Consider the following 19,303-nt stretch of genomic DNA (forward strand, 5'->3'; position numbering starts at 1 on the left):
TTCACGGATCTGTTTTTTAATTAAAATCCGTGTTATCTGCGTCATCTGCGGATGAAAAATATAAGTATATAATCTTTATTGCATATCTCTCAAGCGGTTATTTACTGAATGTCACCCCTTCCGTATGCTCACCCACAAAGATACGTGCCATATCGCCGGTCTTGTACCATTTAGGCTTATTAGGCATGTCGTCATAAATCACTTCACCGTTTATTTGCAAGTTCTCAAAACGAATGTTTTTCACTTTCCGTTCTTTGTCATAGCCGATAATCATGGAAACTTCCGCATTCTCTCCCGTGTAGGAGATGTCCTTAAACAAAATGTCTTCAATACCTCTACCGGGGGCTGTACAGTACTTTTCGTTAAAGAAGATGCGTAGATTAATCAGTTGCCCTTGTCTGAAATCCTCAATCCGGATATTCTCAAAACGCACGTTACGAATCAGATTGTTGTCTCCGGCATTGATGGCGAGGCAGCCCTGGTAATCCAGTTGTTTCTCTTTGTGATCCAGAATATCTATATTGATATAATTCAGGTTTTCCAGAACTTCAGGATTCTTTGTGTTTCCATGGATACCGATGAATATGGGATGTGCCACGTCCGCCCAAAGGGTAGAGTTCTGCATAGTGATATTCTTGCAGCCACCGGTGAAACCCATACGTGTGCCGTAAACTGTGGTGCAATCGTCGGAATTACGGCAGAATACACCATCGTACAGTACATTGTTGCTGGCGAAGACATTCAGTCCATCGCCCCAACCGTAGGAACTGATGACTTTTACATTCCGTATCGTCACGCCGTCTGAGCCTCCGGTGGGACACTGGGTACTGATTACGCCTTCTATCGTTACATTCTTGGAATTGACAATGCGGAGTCCGGCCCAGCGGTCGGGAATCACGATTCCTCTTCCCAATATTTTCACATCCTGTGCGTTGACTACCTGGATAAGACCTTTCACTACTGCTCCTCCTGCTACATAGACAGTCTTTCCGGATGGTACGTTTAGTGTGTCACCCGGGAAAGTATGTATACCCGGACCGAAATAAATCAGATTCTTATCTTTTATTTTCTTAGGTTTATTCTCATCTATTGGATTGGCAAACAGGTGGAGATTATGGAAAATATCTCCATTCACTTCTACTGACAAGTTATGCGGACGGTCCAGTTTGAAGGTCATGGTACTGCCGGATATGGAAGGAGTGATTTCATAAGAGAGTGGACGAACACGCCCTGTCTGAATAGTGCCATGGTTGAAGGTGACAGATACTTCCACTTCACCGGAGAAGTCGAAATAGCTCATGGAGGCTTTTTCTACCTGATGCTCTGCTTCTCGTACCTCATCTACTTTGACAAGGTAAGTGTCAACGGGTTTCCAGTCTTTTCCCGCTTCACGTACTTTGACGGTAAAGTCGTTCATTAGTTCTGCCCCTGGCGGGGCAGGGTAGGTAACTAACTGATTCTGTGAACTTGTATTTGGGATTATGCCTAACAAGATACCTATGATTAGTATATTTTCTTTTAGTTTCATTTTATGGTATTTCATTATTTTGTTTTAAAAGAATACGAATAATTGGAGAAACTTACTTAATCTAATTATTATTATTTACTACTTTTGGAAATTCTTATCACCGTAAATGAATAAGTAGGCATTTTATGGCAGAGATATTATGCTAAAAAGGCATATGTAAGGTGAAATTTCGAATATGTACAAATATGTGGAATGCCAACTTAGCATTCCACATATCAGAAGTTCTGCCGTCAAATTCACTTTTATTTTTTATTGATGCGGATTACCGTCAGACTGTTACCTGGCATCTCATAAGTCAATATCTTTCCTACCTTGATGATGGAAGTGACAGGTTGGATGTCGGTATCCTTGAACTCTCCTTTGCCGTTCTCCACATTTTTGTTACCGGTGAGGACAATTTGGGAGGCAGACTTCTGCATCTGTCGGAAGCTGGAGAGGTCGGCTGTGACTTTAACACGTTCGTCGTTGGCATTGACAAACTTTAAGATCACGTCACCGGTTTTACTGTCTTGTACGCATGAAACTGTTTCGGCACCCACGATGATATTGCTCCAATAGAGGTCACCACTGTTGTTACTGAAGAGTTTCTGCACATAATAGTTGATTGTCGGATATACATGGAGCTTATCAAAATAGATGAGATCTGGATTCCATTGAGTGTCACCAATCCGTGCAAACAATGGCGCGTATGAGGTAAGAGACACTACATCTCCGTTACGTTCCAGCGAAGTGAGATAAGCTGCCTCGGCAATTGCATTGAACAGAGTGTTGCCGCGGCTGGCATATTCTCCCACATACACCTTTGCTTCCGAACGGTCGTAATTGTCATAGCGATGTAGGTTATCGAGAAACCATTGTGGTGGACGGTAATAATGTTCGTCCACTAATTCGGGTTTGGTTTCACGTGCGAATGCCCAACCTTCGCGCCAGTCTTTATCGTCAGGATTTGGTCCTACGGTGCCCACAACTTTTATTTCCGGATACTTTTCTTTAATGGCTCTCTGAATCATAGAGAAGCGTTCCTTGAAGGCGGGAGTAATATGGTCTTCATTGCCAATTCCAATGTATTCTAATCCAAAAGGTTCAGGATGACCAGCTTCAGCTCGTTTTCTTCCCCACGTTGTTCTGATGTCACCGTTAGCCCATTCAATGAGGTCAAGCATATCCTGGACATATTCATCCATTTCTTCCATCGGAATAGCCTGTTGTCCGTCACCTCGGCGACGTGCAGAATTTTGGCAACTGACACCAGCTGCTAATACAGGAAGCGGTTTTGCTCCTATGTCCTCACACAATTGGAAATATTCGAAGAATCCAAGTCCCATTGTTTGGTGATAGTCCCAAATGTTGTAGTCTTCAATGCGTTGTTCTACTGGACCTATGGTGTGTTTCCAACGGTAGATGTTGTTGATTCCATCGCCATGAGTAAGGCAACCTCCGGGAAAGCGTATAAAGGCTGGCTGCAGGTTTTCAAGAGTCTGAGCCAAATCTGCGCGTAACCCGTTTTTGCGATTCTTATATGTTTTTTGTGGAAAGAGTGAAATCATATCCATGTCCACTCGTCCTTTCTGCTGGAATAAAATCTCAATAGAAGCGTTTTCACTATTCTTTTTTGATGTGAGTGTTGCTTCATATTTCTTCCATTTTGCACTGTCAATGTTTATTGTTGTTTCTGCCAATATGGAATCTCCTTCGGTTAATTTAATTTTGGCTTCGCCTTTTTGATATGTACGTAGGAAAACAGAAAAGTCGTATTGTTCACCGGCTTTGATTACCATACCGTGATACCCTACATTGCGTAAACCTGCTCCCTTGCTACCCACGGTGAAAATTTCAATTGAAGCATAGTGGCGATTGTTGGAATTCAGTGGATGTTCTGTTTCAAGTGATATCTTGGCAATAGCATTTCCTGTTTTTAAAAATTCCCAGGCTGTGAATGGATGCCATTGACCTTTCTTATAGTATACACGTAAGTCGATGTCACTGGGTGAATATTCGAATGAACGGTTCTGTACCATTTCGGCATAAAGTCCTCCATCTGCTGTATAATTAAGATCTTCTATGAAAATCCCGAAGAGATCACGGCTGATAGATTTCTTTTGGGGTTGTGCGAATGCTGTACTTATAGCAAAGAGTAATATGTACAATAATGTCACTTTTTTCATTGTTATAAACTTTTTTATTATTGATATTAAGATTAATATAAATAAAAGATGATAATCTTCTTTTCTATTCATTATCCGGCAAAAGCTTTTCTGAGTGTACCTTGATTATCTGTTTTCAATCCATCTGCATTATAGTTCATTTTATTAATTGGATCTTGATAGTCTGATGCAGGATGTTTTTATAAGAGGATTATATAATAAAAGTTCGTAACAAACTATTTAAATGAAAGTTACGAACTTTTATTGTATGAACTATTTTACTTTTTCTTTATACTTGTCAGCAAAATCATATAATGAGTTTTGTTGTTATCCGTCCCTGTCGGTTGGTATTTGGTTTTTTGCCCTGTACCGGCAAATATAACATCAGTTACGTCTCCCAAAGCCTTGACTTTTGCAGCATCTTCTTCACGGTCAACAATAAAAACACATGGAGTGATACCCCATTCAGTAGCTGCTCCTTCTACGTATTCCGTTAGTATGTAGTAAGTGCCGTCGTGAGTGACTTTAGCTGTACGATTTGCAACCTGTACGAATTCGTCAGCCGTTATATTGGGAACTCCTATTTCGTCATCACTACATGCTATGAATAAAAAAGGCAGTAGTAATACTCCAAGAATATATCTTATATTTTTCATCGTTTATTTTTTATTAGTTATTACTTCATTCTACCAGCCTGGATTTTGTTTTAATTGTGGATTCAGGCGAATTTGTACCAACGGCAGTGGCGACAGGTAGTCGCGTTGGCTGAAGAGCAGGTTACCTGCCAGCGTAGCAATTGAACGTCCATAATCGGGATCATTAGGTCCGGTTCCTTTATAGATACCATAAAGCAATGGATATTTTTCGGGATAATAGCATGGCTCACCGAAATAAGTGGCGTCATTTGCTTTTTCTGTTTCATAAGCTGTGCCAAGGATGCGATGTCCGAACTTTTGGCCCCTAAGGTTGATATGTGCGATTCCCCAACGTTTCAGATCGTCCAGACGGAAACCTTCGCCAAAAAGTTCACAAGCACGTTCGCGACGAATTTCATCCAACATATTCATTTTCTTACAGATGGTCTTTCCGGTTGCATGGTCAAAGTAACCGGCATCCCAAACATTAGCAATCAGCGCATTGGTCAATGGAGCTACACGGGCACGGGCGCGATTCTTATTGATTGACTTGTTCAAGTCCTCATCGGAAATGGTTCCATCATTCAATTCGCAGGTGGCTTCTGCATAAATCAGATAGACTTCAGCCAGACGAATAAGCGGATAGTCTGCCGATTCTGTATTCTGTGGTCTGTTGGCCCCTTCAATTAGGAATTTGCGGCTACCATAAGAACCGGCTGTAGCGTTGTTACGAAGAGTAGGTTTAAATACTCCGCAGGGACTGCTGTAGGCTGGGTCTGAACCATCGTATACTTCATTGTTTTTCGGATATAGAGCTTCGGGATATGGATTTCCGGCTTGTGTCAATTGGCGTCCGTCTTCCGGACGGCTGCTCCAGATAGCACGGTCGGGCAAATATGCACAACCGATAAAGCGATAATCTCGGTTGCGGAATTCACCATAGAATGATTCATACCCTGCGAATTCTGGATTGTTTTGTGCATCGGATATACTGCCCGTATAGCTGATGCGAATCGGTAATCCGTTACGGCATAAGAAAGACTCTCCGAATGAGGTACTGATATTTGAACCTTGCCAGGTTGCAACCGTATGTGATAGATTAATTTTGCCTTGTTCCAGGTTATAGTCATATTTTTTATAGAAGATAAACTCTTTATTTGTGCTCTTCCCTTTATTTTTGAAGTTAGGAATATTGCCGGCGCCATCGTCTATGTTGAACAAATAGAAGTAGCTTAAAGAATCGCATTCATTCCATAGCTGGAAGGTTCCGCTTTCCGCTTCTATAATCACCTCATCTGCTAATTTTTGTGCTCGCTTCAGCATAGCTTCAATGGACATATAGCCTTCCGGTTTAGCAGTTCCGGCACCTGTATTCACGCCATCACCATCTAAATCATACTCTATATTCGGTACATACTTCTCCCAGGTTGCCTCATAAAGTAATACTCTTGCCAGAAATGATTTTGCTGCTTCCTGACTAACTTTACCTTTTGAACTTTCAGAAATAGCACTTTCTTTGGGTAACATAGGGATAGCTTTCTCTAAGTCGGAAATGATAAAATTAGCAACCTCATAGCGGCTTTTGCGTGGGCCGAACAGTACATCCCCATCTGTCACATCTAATACACGGTCTACAATAGGCACGCCACCGAATGTTTTTAATAAATAGAAATGCTGCCATGCCCGGAAAAAATAGGCAGTGCCTACAGACTGGGCAATGCCACTGGGATTGCCTGAGTATTCTGCAGCCTTTTGCAATAAGATGTTGCAAGTACGAATGTGGCCATAAGGTTTGTCCCATTGATAGTTACCTTCAGGTGCAGAGCCTCCGCCATTGGATCCTAACCCCGAAATGTCAAGGTTTCTATCCATACTGTCATAGTTGGCTTTACCATCATAGTTTTTCCAGGCTTCCACATTGTAGAGAGCGTTGGCTGCTTGTTCAAACTGTTCGGGTGTTTTGAAGAAGATTGCTTCCGTTCCTGTTGATAAAGGTTCTTTATCAAGAAAATCGCTACATGAAGCTAATAGCAGTGTCATTGTCGACACTAAAAATATTTTATTTATTATTGCTTTCATATTCTATGATTACATTTGGTTTTTATTAGAATGTAATATCTACGCCGAAGGTTAACAAACGGCTGAATGGGAATGTCGTGTTACCGCCTTCTCCATTTTCCGGATCATAACCGTCTTTGATTTTTGTCCACTCCCACAAGTCATCACCGGAGAAGTAAACCCTTAACTTGCTGAGACCGGCTTTAGCAATCCATTGTTTGGGAAGTGAATAACCTATAACCAGTGATTTCAGACGTATATATCTGTTTTTCTGTAAGCTGGCATCCACATTGGCATAATTAAATCTGTTGAATCCTGCATTACGCGATAAAATAGGATATTCAGCGTTGGTGTGATTGGGTGCCCAGGTATCTCCCATAAAGGTGTTATTCTGTCTTACATAGTTTGTGACAAATGGCGCATACAAACTACCGCCTCTTAGAATAATCTGTTTGGCAACTCCTTGGAAGAAAGCGGAGAAATCGACTCCTTTCCATTCTAAACCGGCTTTAAAGCCAAATGTCAGACGGGGAGCTGTGTCACCTGCATAATAGATATCCCGGGCAGTAATAGCACCGTCACCATCTACGTCGACAAATCTGCGAGCACCTGGACGGAGACGTGCCAAATCAGTTTCCGATGGAGCCGGAAGAATGTTATTGGGTTTGGGTCCGGTATGGTCTGCATTCCAATAGTACATTTCATAAAAGGCGTCCACTTCTTCCTGAGTTTGGAAAAGGCCATCGGTCTGGTAAACATAAACGGCGTTTAATGGCTTTCCTATCAGTCGTTTGGAATTATATCCGGCATTGGGGACTTCTTCATTATTAGGTAAAGTCAAAATTTTAGTCCATGCGTCGGAGAGAGAACCACCGATGTTGTATCTTACTTCTCCAATCTGATCGTTCCAATTCAAAGCAAGTTCCCAACCTTTCGCACGTAACTTTCCATTGTTTAATTTAGGAGCTCCTGCACCAAGAACTGCAGGATAGGATGTACCGATGAACATACCGTTATTCGTTTTTATGAAATAGTCGAATGCTCCTCTCAATCGATTATCGAGTACAGCGATGTCCATACCGACATTATGACTGTTCAACGTTTCCCAAGTACGGTCGGCCGAACGCATTCCATCAACCCAAAGCGAACTATGTTGCGTGGGGGTTACTCCAAAAATAGATGTTCCTGTTTTGATTTCCGAGAATCGTTCATAGTTGTTGATTCCATCTACGCTACCGGTTTTTCCATAATTATAGCGAACCTTTAAGTCGCTCAGCCATGAAATGTTTTTCATGAAATTTTCTCGTGATATTCTCCAGAATCCAGATACAGAATAGAAGTTTTGCCAACGCTGTGATTTGTCCAATTTAGAGGAACCATCCCGTCTCCCTAATATTTCAATAGAATATTTGTCACTATAAATATAGTTTAAACGTCCCATGTAAGATACGAATCCCCAGGAGCTTTGTCCTCCAGAAGCTTCTTTGTTGGTACCATCAATCCATACATTTAAATCGCTGAGACCAGAGCCAGGATACATGGGGCCCATGTAACGACCGGCTAAAATTTTCTTGCTGGTTTCCTGCTCGGCTGTCATACCAATCATGGCTGATAAACTGTGTACATTGGCAAATGTACGTTCATAATTGGCGAAAGCGCCGAGAGTGACATTTTCCCATTTTTCAATTGATTCCTTTAAAGAACCCGGACCTTGCTTTTTTCCGGTTACAGTGCCTGCCCAATCATAGTAGGTCACCTCATCCCATTGTTCTGTCTTGTTTCTCTGTGCCAGTTTATAGTTACCGGAAGCACTTAGAGACAGGCCTTCTACCCACTTGTTTAAATCAAGTGTAGCTCTTATGTCTCCGCGGAATGTAGTCAAAGAGTTGTCGATCCGACCACCATTAGTAAGTCCTCCTATCGGGTTACGGTTATTACTGAATGTATCATATGGATCACCATTCATATTAAGCATTGGCCAGAACCAGGGATCCATCCAACCGGCACCTACATCGGTAGAAGGAGTAGAAATATCACGTTTTTCATAAGACATACTGGTGGAGAACTTCAGAAGTTCATTGGCTTGATAGTCGGCATTCAAACGTGCACTGTATTTCTTTTCACCATCATCGGCCACTTTTAGTTGAGATTGGCTATCTGAGTATCCTAAAGATGCATAATAATTAAACTTATCATCAGCACCGGAAATTGTAACTGTGTGCTTATGTGAAGTTGCCTGGCCGTATAAATAGTCTTCCATATACACATTTGGATCCCAACGTTTAATTTTGTCCCCATCTGCAATCGTGACTACTTTTCCTGCTCTAAGAGCATCGAACAGGTTTGAGCCACCGTATGACATAATGCTGCCTGTATTAGGGTCGATGATGGTGGGATCATCTTCCCATTTTCCCTTTTCAGGATTCCAGGCGGTAGCTTTTCCGCCACCAAAAATCCAATAGTTTACAGACTGATATATTTGGCGAGGGTCAGTCAATGATGGCGTACTGTACTGGGCATCCAAATATTGGGCTTCGAAAAACATGTCAAGCCATTGTCTGTTGGTCGTAAGAGGTGGCTGAATACCATCGATAGTACGACTGAGAGAGCCGCTATATGAAATTTGTGCTTTTCCTTTCTTTCCACGTTTAGTTGTTACCATAACAACGCCTGCTGCAGAACGGGCACCATAAATAGCTGCTGAGGCATCTTTTAATACTGAAATGTTTTCAATGTCATTTGGATTCATGGCATTCAACTCATCCAATGAACCGGACATGCCATCAATGATAATCAACGGACTGGAATCACCATTAATGGAGATGTCACCGCGTATCTTCATTTTAGCTTCTTCGCTACCCGGGCGGCTGGAGGTACGGGTGATAACCAGTCCTGGCACTTCACCTTGCAAAGCGACCGTGGTATTACTTATACCCTTATTGGAAAAAGCCTCTTCACCCTTTATTTGAGTGATGGCGCTGGTTAGAGATGCTTTCTTTTGCGTACCGTAACCAACTACTACTACTTCAGCCAGCATTTCGGAATCTTCTGCCAGCCTGACATTGATTACAGTTTTGTTGTTAATAGGAATTTCTTGTGTCTTGTAGCCGATAAATGAAATGACTAATGTACCTTTGGCATTATTTAGTGTGAAATAACCGTTGATGTCAGTAATGGTTCCGTTGGTTGTATCTTTCACTTTGACGTTTGCGCCAATAACAGGTTCCCCGGTATTATCAATGACTTTACCGCGTATGGTTAGCCCGTTTTGTTGTACTTCTTGCGTAGCCTGTACGGCTGCATTGGCATTATATGCGGGAGATAATGCTGTTAAACATAGGGCTGCTGCGAATATAAATTTCTTTCTCATATTAAAGATTTTAGTGATTTCAGTATTAGATTTACTTTTCCGGGCTGAATACATTTACCTCGGAGATCATCACGAAGTTACTTGAACCTTTATCGCTTTCAGCAAAAGAAACTTTGATGTAGCGGGCGGTGACAGTTGACGGAAAGTGGAATAGTTGGGGAAGGTCTGAATTGGAATCAAAAGAAAAATGTCCTTGTTCTTCCCAACCCCAATTATCTGGTTTACTCTTGTCTGTTGCGGCTGCATCAGAGCAAGTGTAGAAGGTTTGTCCTTTGTGTGTACCATTGTTACCAAGGCGCCTCCGGATATCAATATGGCTGATCGGATAATCTTTTCCCATATCAATAATAAAAAAGTGTGGATAGGCTGATGAAGTTTTCCATGCTGTATGCCAGAACGTGTCCGGATCATCGTCAATCATAGTTATTACACGACCGTTAACTGTACCTTCACCTATAGTTTCTTGAGAGCTATAACCAATAGTCCCATCATTGGATGAGCCATTATAGTCGGGGAATGCCCAATTGGTTTTAGAAATCTTTTCCATAGTTTTTACCATTACTTCAAAAGGAAATATTTCAGAAGCGTTTGCTTCCTCGTCTTGTGTAGTGACATTAATGATACATTCCTCCGCTGAGAAGTAGTTCACTGTTTCGTATGTGAGAGGTACAAAACGTTTTTCTTTACTTCCTGCAGCTGCTAACACCTTGACACTTCCAACTTTTGAAGGCTGTTTTTTTGCATAATAATCTAATACTACATATACTGGAGCTACTGATTCATTATGCCAGCTTACGTTTACACCTCCTGGTTGTGATTCAATTTCCACAGTTTCGGCAACTACAGCAAAAGCAGGCGTATCGGGAGAAACTGTAATTTCTACTGCTCCTTTGTTATTGCCTTTGACTGAACAAGAGAATAAGGAAAATGTCACCGGATCGGTATTTGCAAATCCGCTGACAGTGGCTTTATTAATACCATTTTTATCTGCCTTTTCCTTGGAAAATAGTAGATATTTTTGTTCTCCTTTTGATGTTATGTATTCTATTTTAGTATACATGAAGGTTTCATCAGCAGGAGTAGTCCATGTTATATAAACTTCGCCCGGACCTGCTTCTGTTTTCACATTTGTGACCTTTTCAGGTGCCGCATCATTAATGGAAATTCTACCTTCTTCTTCATCTCCGCAAGAGCTGAATATGGCAGATAAAGAAAACAAAATCACCGTAGAGAAAAGCATTCTCTTTAACGGGTACTTTAGAAAATCTTTCTTCATAAATTGTAAATTTAAAATTAACACTATTGTTATAAATCTAATTAGATACATTGTCTGATGAAATCACGTACTACCTTACGGCTGACAAACAGATGGTTTTCGACCGTACGAGAAGAAATACTGAGTTCGGTGGAAATTTCGGAGATGGACTTTTCTTCGAAGCGATTCATGGTATAAACCTTTCTGCGTTGGTCGGAGAGCATCTCTAATTTGTGTTTCTCTAAGAGAGAAAGTTCTTTTGCTATAATGAGACTTTCCGTCTCGTTTGTATAGGTTATAGCATGATCATATATATATGAGGTGATTTCCTGCTTCTTATAATAACGGCGCAGATAATCGTTCAGCAAATTACGGGCAATGGTGAAAATGAAATATTTCACGGTATCGGGGCGAAGCATTTGTTTATAGTCCATAAGACGCAGAAATACATCTTGGGATAAATCCCTTGCTGTTTCCCAATTATTAATTCTATAATAAATATAAGAACATACTGATGGGTAGTATTCTTTATAAGAATTGGTAATGAGGCAGGGTGTTGTTGCTTTTAAGTCTTCCATGCTTTCGATTTTTGGTTTTACAATTTGCTGTTTATAGAACCTTTCTTTGTCAAGAAGTTCAATGCAAAAATAAGTAGTAAGAAACAGACAGAAAACGAAAAAAGGATGGAAGGTGTATCAAACTTATGAAAGATACTATTTATCTTTAATTGCTTTGATTATCAATGAAATAAAACGGTATCACAAATGAGTGATACCGCCGGTAATATGGAGAATGGGTTATTCTTTGTCGAATTGCTGGATATATTCGTTGGGGGTAGTACCTGTAAACTTCTTGAAAGCTCGGAAAAACGATGCTTTTGATTTAAAACCACACTTTTCGGCCAATGTGACCAAAGTATATTTTTTATGTTTGCCTTCGCTGACCGACTGCTTGAACTGCTCAACACGGTAGCTGTTGACAAAATCGTAATATCCCATTTTGAGATAATGGGTGAATATAGCGGAAAGGAGATAGGTGGGGTAACCGATGGCAACCGCCACTTCTGATTGTTTCAGGTCTACATTAAGGTAGGCTTGTTTCTCCTGCATATACTTCTTTAATGCATCAATCACTTCGCCGGCTTCTTCTTCACTCAATTTCACATAGCTTTCCGTAGGCTGGACAGTAACTTTTTTCTCCGGCTGGGAATCTTCCGGTAATTTATCTGGGATGGTTGCGTTTACTGATACTGTTTTCTTTCTCTTGAAAATTAATAAAGAAACTATTATTGCTATTATTATAATACTGGCATAAGTCATCCAGGAACGGTTAGCTTTTATTTTAAATGCAACCTGATCTATTGAATCTGAGTCCAGAAACTTACGGATCTGGAAGACATATTCTCCGGCTGGCAGGTCAAAATAAGAAACTTTATCTCCGTTAGTCAACACTGTCCACGTAGAATCTTTGCCTTGAAGCATGTACTCATACTTAATCAGTTCCGGTTTTTCATATCCTAAAGAGGCGAATCGGAAAGTGATAGTATTTTCATTTGATTTTAAATACAAAGTAGAATCCGGCTTTAATTTATAATCGTCAGCATAGAAGTTACCATTGATCTGCATTTCTGTGATTTGTACGGGTGAGGGGATAAAGTCTGCCCGGGGATTTACCATGAACAACCCTTTCACGCCACATATCCATAACATGCCATTTTTATCTTTTAAGATTGGTGGTCCGGCATTGGTGTTCAAATCATTTATAGAAGGAAAAAATGTGTAGCGATTCAGGCTCTCATCAACCCGTAATAGTCCATCCCATTGCCCTAACCAATAAAATCCCTGATCGTCTTGTATAAAATTGGGGCAAAGAGGGGAGAGGTGATGAAAATGATTCAATGATTTATCAGCTACTAACAGGCGGTTGTTTAACTGGCAGAAAAAGAGTGTGCCGTCTCTCCCTTCATAAATGTACCGGATAGCTTCTTTACAATATACCTCCGGCAACATATCCTGGCTACATTTTCCTGTCTGGCTATCAAATACTGCCAGCCCTTTATCCGTGCCTACCCAAAAGCGCTTGGCTGAATCTAAGTAGATGCCATATACGATATTGCCTGGCATACCACTGTTTGATGCATTGTACTCCCGGACTGTTTGAGTTTGTTTGTCATATGAATAAAGACCGTCAGAAGTTGCTAACCATAATTTCCCGTTTTCATCTTCTAAAAACATGAAAATATCATTCGATACGCATGCACGAGTCAGGGGCGTTTCTTTGAAAGTAGCGGGTTGGGGAGTGAAGGCGGACAAACCACCTCCACAGGTTCCAACTAATATATCTCCTTCGTATTCATGAAAGGAAAATATCAGATTGGAGCGTAAATTTCCGGTTTTATCACCCCGGACATTTATGTATTGTATTTTTCCGGTTGCTTCGTGTACGTAATAGAACCCTTCCCGCGTACCGATGAAGCTATACTCTCGAGTAGGAAGAAAACTACGTACTGCAATGTCCTTGGTTTTGAAGATTCCTTTGTCATAGCGCTGGAAAAACTCATTTTTCTTCCTCAATATATTCATACCCAGATAGTATCCTGTTCCACACCATATATCACCTTGAGACAGCAAGATGGAAGAAATGTTGTTGGATAAGAGATCTTGTTCTGCTTCTCTACCATAGGTAGCAGAATAAATGATTTTTCTTTCAGTTAAGGATAGTAGAAAAATTCCCTGTCCGCTGGTAGCAACTCCCAAAACATCTTTTTCATAGGCAAGGTTTGAAATGGGTACTTTGATTTCATTCCAGTAAGGAGCAAAGTTCAGGTGAAGTAAATTGAAAGTTATAATGTTTCCCTTTTCTGTGCCTATATATAAAGTATCATCTACTTTCACAAGACATTTTAATTGTCCGCATGAAGATAGAGTACATCTATATTGTTTGAGTGAACCGGATTTGGCATCGCAAATAACAACTCCATTTGGAGTTAACAACCAAACAGAATTATGATTGTATATTGCAATATCCAAGATACGATTATTATCAGAAAGAATGTTTTTTTCGTTGATAATAATGTGTCGGAGTTTTTTCCCATCATAGATGTAGAGTCCATTTACTGTCCCTATATAGAGTCTGTTTTCCTCATCTTTTTCTAATGCTTGGACAGGAAAGTTTATTTCCTCAGTAAATACTCGTTCTAATATACGCTTTTCATGGTTCATGCGAAAAAGCCCTTGGATAGTACCTACCCAAAAATCATGTTTGTGATTTTCTATCAATGCGTTGACTAGAAAAGGAGAAGGAGTTATTCCTACTTGTTTTTCAGCGAAGGTGTAGAGTGAAGTATATTTGCCGTTTATACGTTCAACTGTAGTACCCGTACCTATCCAGATAAAACCGTCGGAATCTTTATAAATGCAATTGACACGATTGTCCTCGAATTTGCAATTCGCTTCTTCGTTTCCTATTGAATAGATAATATAGTCATTGTCGGAAGCAAAAATATTAAATGCCCCGATAAAAAGCATTACGAGAATTAATATGTGTTTTCCTAAGGACATAAGCATTTTTTCTTTATACTATGCAAATTTAGGAAAAAATGTCGTCTTTTAGTATTACTCGAATGAAAATATAAAACGAGATTCTATAAGGTGAGAGAATAAAGTATAGCTTCTCTTCTTATAGAATCTCATTGGTATTGTTTAACTGTCAATCTTTTCTTTTATTCGCGATACAGCATCAGCGTTCCCCAACCCAATTGGTCGAACGCACCACTGTTTGTGCCGTAACGGCTTCCACCGTCCACGCCACCTTCGGGGCGCATCTTGTCGGCAGCCATCTTAGCGTACTTGTAGCCACTGCCCAACTTTTTCACTTTGGTGTAGTGATTGTAGAGAATTTCCCATCCCGGACGGAGGTTGCCACGACCGTTATCATCAGCTACGGCTGTATGTATGGTGCCGTGATTCTTATCGGCGCAACTACAATCAATGCAATATTCATAGCGGTTGAACGGCATCTGTTCTTTGGTTGCCAACCAGGAGCCGGCGGCATTTAGCTGGTCGGAGCCATTACGCAAATTAAAGAGAGCTGTATATTCACCCATTTTCATTATTGCATTGTTCTTTGCGGCAAAGAAGTCGAGTTGAGTAACCGTTGGATTACATTGGAAGAGGGTGTAGGCCATTTGACAAAGATTAGCTGTTACAGCTATCGACATCATGGCGTGTCCCTGGTCACGACCACTCTCCTGATTCTGGGCTATCTCTTCGCCACTACCCAGAGGATCGGGGAAGGTGCCTTGAATGAGTTTACCGATATATCCATTACCTGCCCCATTGTAGAAGTAGTTCACCACAAAGTTCACCATTTCGTCGTCTTCATTCAGGATACCGATAGCAAGGTATGAACACATATTTACCAAATCCCAATTAGACCAGTAGTGATCGCTGCAAGTACCTTGATGACGTTTCATGAAGTCCAGGTTTTTAGGAGCGAATACATCTTTCATCCATTTCTTAAAGGCGGTCAAATCGTTGGCTGCCCAACCGCTATAGGTTGACATTATTTCACCTGCATTGGCAAAAGTGTAACTTTGTGCACCTGCGGCAAGCATATGGTTGGAGTCGTTTGAAGTTACCTCCTTACACACCTTTACCCAAGCATTCATAATTTTGATGGAAGCATCGGCATATTGTGTGTCGCCTGTCAGCTTCCATAACAATGACAACTGATAGGCAGCAGCGGCATCGCGCATTGCATTGCTGTAGTTCTCATTCGTTCCTGTTCCTGTAGCATCGCCACGTACAATCTTTTCGGTAGGTGTAGGAGTATAGGTAACATTTGTAAATTGACTACTCTTCAGCAAATTAAATTCATCCTTTACTGCCTGTGGTGCACTTCCGTTATCGAGCATTGTCTTCACACGTGTAAAGTCGGCCTCGTTGAACATGGCGCAAGGGTGAGTATAGGTGTATTTGGCGACCACTTCTTCATAAGGCATCTCCCAACTGTCTATATCTGTCGTTCCGTCTTCGATTTCACTGGAACAGGCTGTGAAGCCTGTTATCAGTGAGAGACCTAATGCGAATATTAAATTCTTTTTCATTGTGAATATTCTTTAGAGTTATGTTTTAGTTTCCGGCTGATATTTCAGCTTCAGCAAATGCTTTTGCTTCGGCTATGCTCTTGAATGTGCGAATCCAGTAAACCGTATATTGGCCGGTAGGCAGGTTCTCATTATAAATGTCCGCAACCTTGATTTGGAAGGTATTGGCTTCTACCACACCATTGCCTAATGCTGCATTGATAGACGGTACATCATAATATATCAGATTCGTACCATCACTCAGAAGTTCTCCGACATGGGCTCTACCGGCATTTCCGGACTTAGTTACCATGTCCAGTGTATATGCACCACCTTGTCCGATTCCTTTTCCGCCAACTGGCAATGTGGAGCGCATGGCAAGTATCGGATAGTTGGAGAAATCAAGGTTTATGGGGACATTTTTGAAACTCAAGTCCGCACGTCTCATAGTAGCGTTCTGAGCACCGGCTGTAACCACCATTTTACCATTTTCTATCACATAGCTTGAGTAATTCTGTCCAATTTTCCAGCCATCGAAATTATTCTGGCCATCCCAAATCACCCAACCGCTTTCTACGGTTACAGATACGGAAGCCGTCTGGCCAGTTGCCTTACAAGTTGCTGTAATAGTAGCAGTTCCGAAGCCCTTCGGTGTTACAATACCCAAATCTACCGTAGCAATGTTTTCGTCGCTGGAAGTCCAGTCTACTGAACCTGTGGTAGCGTTGGCGGGTGTGTAAGTAACATCCAGCTGAACCGGGCCGCGAGAGATACAAAGCGGTTCTGTCAAAGCAGAGATAGAGACGCTTTCTACCGGAATGTACTCTTTGATATTCAGCTCATAAGAGGCGGATACGCCACTACGGTCGTGTGTGTAGGCTGTAATGATGGCCTTACCCGGTATCAGGCAGTTTACTAAACCATTTTCTGATACTGTAGCGATGCTTGGGTTACTGCTTGCCCATGTCAGATAAGAATAGGTATGATTGGCCGGAAGGATGGATGCCTCCAATTGAATTCGGTCTGTCTCATAGATATCTTCTCCCTCTTTCGGATTGGTCAACATCATATCGGTAGCCTTTATGATTTCGGGTATTACATTGACCGTAACTGAAGCTGATGGACCAAAACCTATGGCGGGAGTCACACTAATGATGGCCGTACCTTCGGCTACACCGGTAATAGTACCTTGCTGTGAAACTTTGGCAACTGTTTCGTCGGTTGACTTCCAGATAATGGAACGATCTTCCAGTTCTTCGGGAGCATCAATCGCAAAAACAATAGTAGAGTCCATGCCAATGGCAAGCGGCAGGTTCTCACTTACCTTGAATGTGATGCCGTTGATCAGTTTGGCTTCGGGCATGGCAGGAGTAAATTCTTGATCCTTATCACATGCAGTCAGAGCCATGCAGGCCGTCAGCATCCCGATGGATGCCCGGCTCAAGCCTTGATATATAGAATTTCTATTCTTCATGTTGTTATCTTCTTTTTATGAATGAAAAACATTGATTTATTCTCCCCAACCCGGGTTCTGTTTCAGGTTCGGGTTCAACTGCAACTGGTCGGTAGGTAATGGGTAAAGATAGTGCTTATCTTCCCATTTACGTCCTGACTCCAGGATGATGAAACCGTCGCTGTTTCTTTCATTGGTAACGCCCGGCCATTTGTTCTGGAACTCTGTACCTGTCCATCTGATACCCAGGAAGTCCTGCGGCATTTCCGTTTCAGCTGTCTTCCAACGCTTCAGGTCGTCTATACGGAAACCTTCGTTGAACAATTCAATGGTACGTTCACGGCGAATTTCAGTTCTCATATCCAGATCGTGAGTTGTAGCAAATGCATTGGTCAGCTTGGGCATTTTGGTGTTGATGCGGCAACGAACCAAGTTGAGAGAGAGGTTCAGGTCTTCGTCAGAAATCTTTTCATCCCGTTCAAATACTGCTTCGGCATAGTTCAGCAGAACTTCTGCATAGCGGATGATGGGGTAGTCGTAGCTTTCATAGGTATCGTTCACATAGCGTTCGCAAGCCCACTTCTGATTGTTATAACCACTTCCGCTGGTAGGTACCAATCCTTTGATGGAAGCTGAAGCGCGGTCAACGGCATCACCTGTCCAGTTGACACGTGAGTTCAGGTTACTCCAGAAATATTCATAAGGTTTGCAGAGGGTATAAACCATACGGTTATCTCTGTTCAGGTATTCGTCCAAAATCTTCAGGTCTCCTTTATATACTTCCGATTTTTCAATGGGGAGTCCATCCTGGCAGAGATACATTGCAGCAAATTTGTGAGAAATCATTTGGGCATTTGCCAAACACTCTTTCGTGATATTTGAACCGATAGGAGCCAACGCTTCGTCATGACGGCGGGAGAAAATATACTCCGTATTGGCGCTTTTCTGTAATCCGGCAGGGTTACATTTCGTATCTTCCAGGATAAACATATACTTCTGTGCACTGTCGCCTAGGATAGCAGGTGCAAACAGTGAGAAGTTTTTAGTGTTGATCACTTCTTTTGCTGCATTTGCCGCAATGTCCAACAAGTCTTTACCACGAGCTGTGTTACCACGGAACTTTTGCCATGTACCTTCGTAGAGTGCTACACGGGAAAGCATTGCCCAGGCGCCTTCGCGACCTACACGTCCTTTTTCCACTGTGGAAGTGACGGGAAGTAATTCGGCGGCATCTTTCAAATCCTGAATGATGAGGTCGGCTACTTCGCTGCGGTCGTTGCGTGCTGCTTGCATTTCGGGAGCAGTAACATCAATCGGTGTAGTGACTACTATGACATTTCCAAAAAGCTGCAACAGGTCAAAGTAGCAGTAAGCGCGGAAAAACTTGGCTTTACCGATATATTGTGCGATGTCACTCTGGTTTGCAAAACTCTCTGCTTTCTGTAAGAGGATATTTGTACGACGGATGCGATTGTAAGCATCGGTGTAGTTGCCGTCGGAAGCCGGTATGCTGTTGGTTCCGTTAGCAAATACATTCTTGCTGCCTTTATCCATAATAAGGTCGGAACGCTTATCGGAGTGGGGGGCATCGTAGACGCTGTTTTTGAAATCGCGTGTCCAGCCATAGAACTGATTGGAGAATAACTTGAAGTCTGTAGCAGTCTGCCAATAGTTGCCATCGGCAATCTGGTCTTTCGGATCCAGGTCGAGACAGGAATGTAACATACATCCTATTGCCAGTATCAAGATAGATTTAATTGTATATTTTTTCATT

Annotated in this window: 11 protein-coding genes; all 11 read right to left on the reverse strand. The window is 41.7% G+C overall.

All coding sequences use genetic code 11. The features are described from left to right. Window positions 1-97: 97 nt before the first annotated feature. Entirely contained in the window at window positions 98-1,528 is a 1,431-nt protein-coding gene (locus BN161_RS24430; protein ID WP_044271241.1) for a glycosyl hydrolase family 28 protein, read from the reverse strand. A gap of 242 nt (window positions 1,529-1,770) precedes the next feature. Then, window positions 1,771-3,693: an alpha-L-arabinofuranosidase C-terminal domain-containing protein gene (locus BN161_RS24435; RefSeq protein ID WP_044271242.1), complete on the reverse strand. Its 1,923-nt coding sequence runs from the start codon at window positions 3,691-3,693 to the stop codon at window positions 1,771-1,773. Between the two features lie 257 nt (window positions 3,694-3,950). After that, window positions 3,951-4,328, reverse strand: coding sequence for a hypothetical protein (locus tag BN161_RS24440; RefSeq protein WP_044271243.1), 378 nt, complete (start codon window positions 4,326-4,328; stop codon window positions 3,951-3,953). Window positions 4,329-4,358: 30 nt separating this feature from the next. Then, window positions 4,359-6,386 (reverse strand): RagB/SusD family nutrient uptake outer membrane protein, encoded by a 2,028-nt coding sequence (locus tag BN161_RS24445; protein ID WP_044271245.1) that lies wholly within the window; start codon window positions 6,384-6,386, stop codon window positions 4,359-4,361. A 25-nt stretch (window positions 6,387-6,411) separates the two neighbouring features. Next, complete coding sequence (locus BN161_RS24450; RefSeq protein ID WP_044271247.1) at window positions 6,412-9,735, reverse strand: SusC/RagA family TonB-linked outer membrane protein; 3,324 nt, start codon at window positions 9,733-9,735, stop codon at window positions 6,412-6,414. A 31-nt stretch (window positions 9,736-9,766) separates the two neighbouring features. Then, window positions 9,767-11,011, reverse strand: a complete 1,245-nt coding sequence (locus tag BN161_RS24455) for a DUF4959 domain-containing protein (protein ID WP_044271249.1) — start codon at window positions 11,009-11,011, stop codon at window positions 9,767-9,769. Between the two features lie 41 nt (window positions 11,012-11,052). Continuing rightward, on the reverse strand, window positions 11,053-11,568 hold the full coding sequence (locus BN161_RS24460) for a sigma-70 family RNA polymerase sigma factor (RefSeq protein WP_044271250.1): 516 nt from the start codon (window positions 11,566-11,568) through the stop codon (window positions 11,053-11,055). Window positions 11,569-11,787: 219 nt separating this feature from the next. Then, window positions 11,788-14,550, reverse strand: coding sequence for a two-component regulator propeller domain-containing protein (locus BN161_RS24465; protein ID WP_244436617.1), 2,763 nt, complete (start codon window positions 14,548-14,550; stop codon window positions 11,788-11,790). Between the two features lie 161 nt (window positions 14,551-14,711). Continuing rightward, complete coding sequence (locus tag BN161_RS24470) at window positions 14,712-16,097, reverse strand: alginate lyase family protein (RefSeq protein WP_044271255.1); 1,386 nt, start codon at window positions 16,095-16,097, stop codon at window positions 14,712-14,714. A 25-nt stretch (window positions 16,098-16,122) separates the two neighbouring features. Continuing rightward, window positions 16,123-17,550, reverse strand: coding sequence for an Ig-like domain-containing protein (locus BN161_RS24475; protein WP_044271258.1), 1,428 nt, complete (start codon window positions 17,548-17,550; stop codon window positions 16,123-16,125). A gap of 36 nt (window positions 17,551-17,586) precedes the next feature. Then, a complete protein-coding gene (locus BN161_RS24480; RefSeq protein ID WP_044271262.1) occupies window positions 17,587-19,302 on the reverse strand; it encodes a RagB/SusD family nutrient uptake outer membrane protein in 1,716 nt (571 codons plus the stop codon). Window position 19,303: the final 1 nt, after the last annotated feature.

This window comes from Bacteroides timonensis (genome assembly GCF_000513195.1).
GTDB lineage: Bacteria > Bacteroidota > Bacteroidia > Bacteroidales > Bacteroidaceae > Bacteroides > Bacteroides timonensis.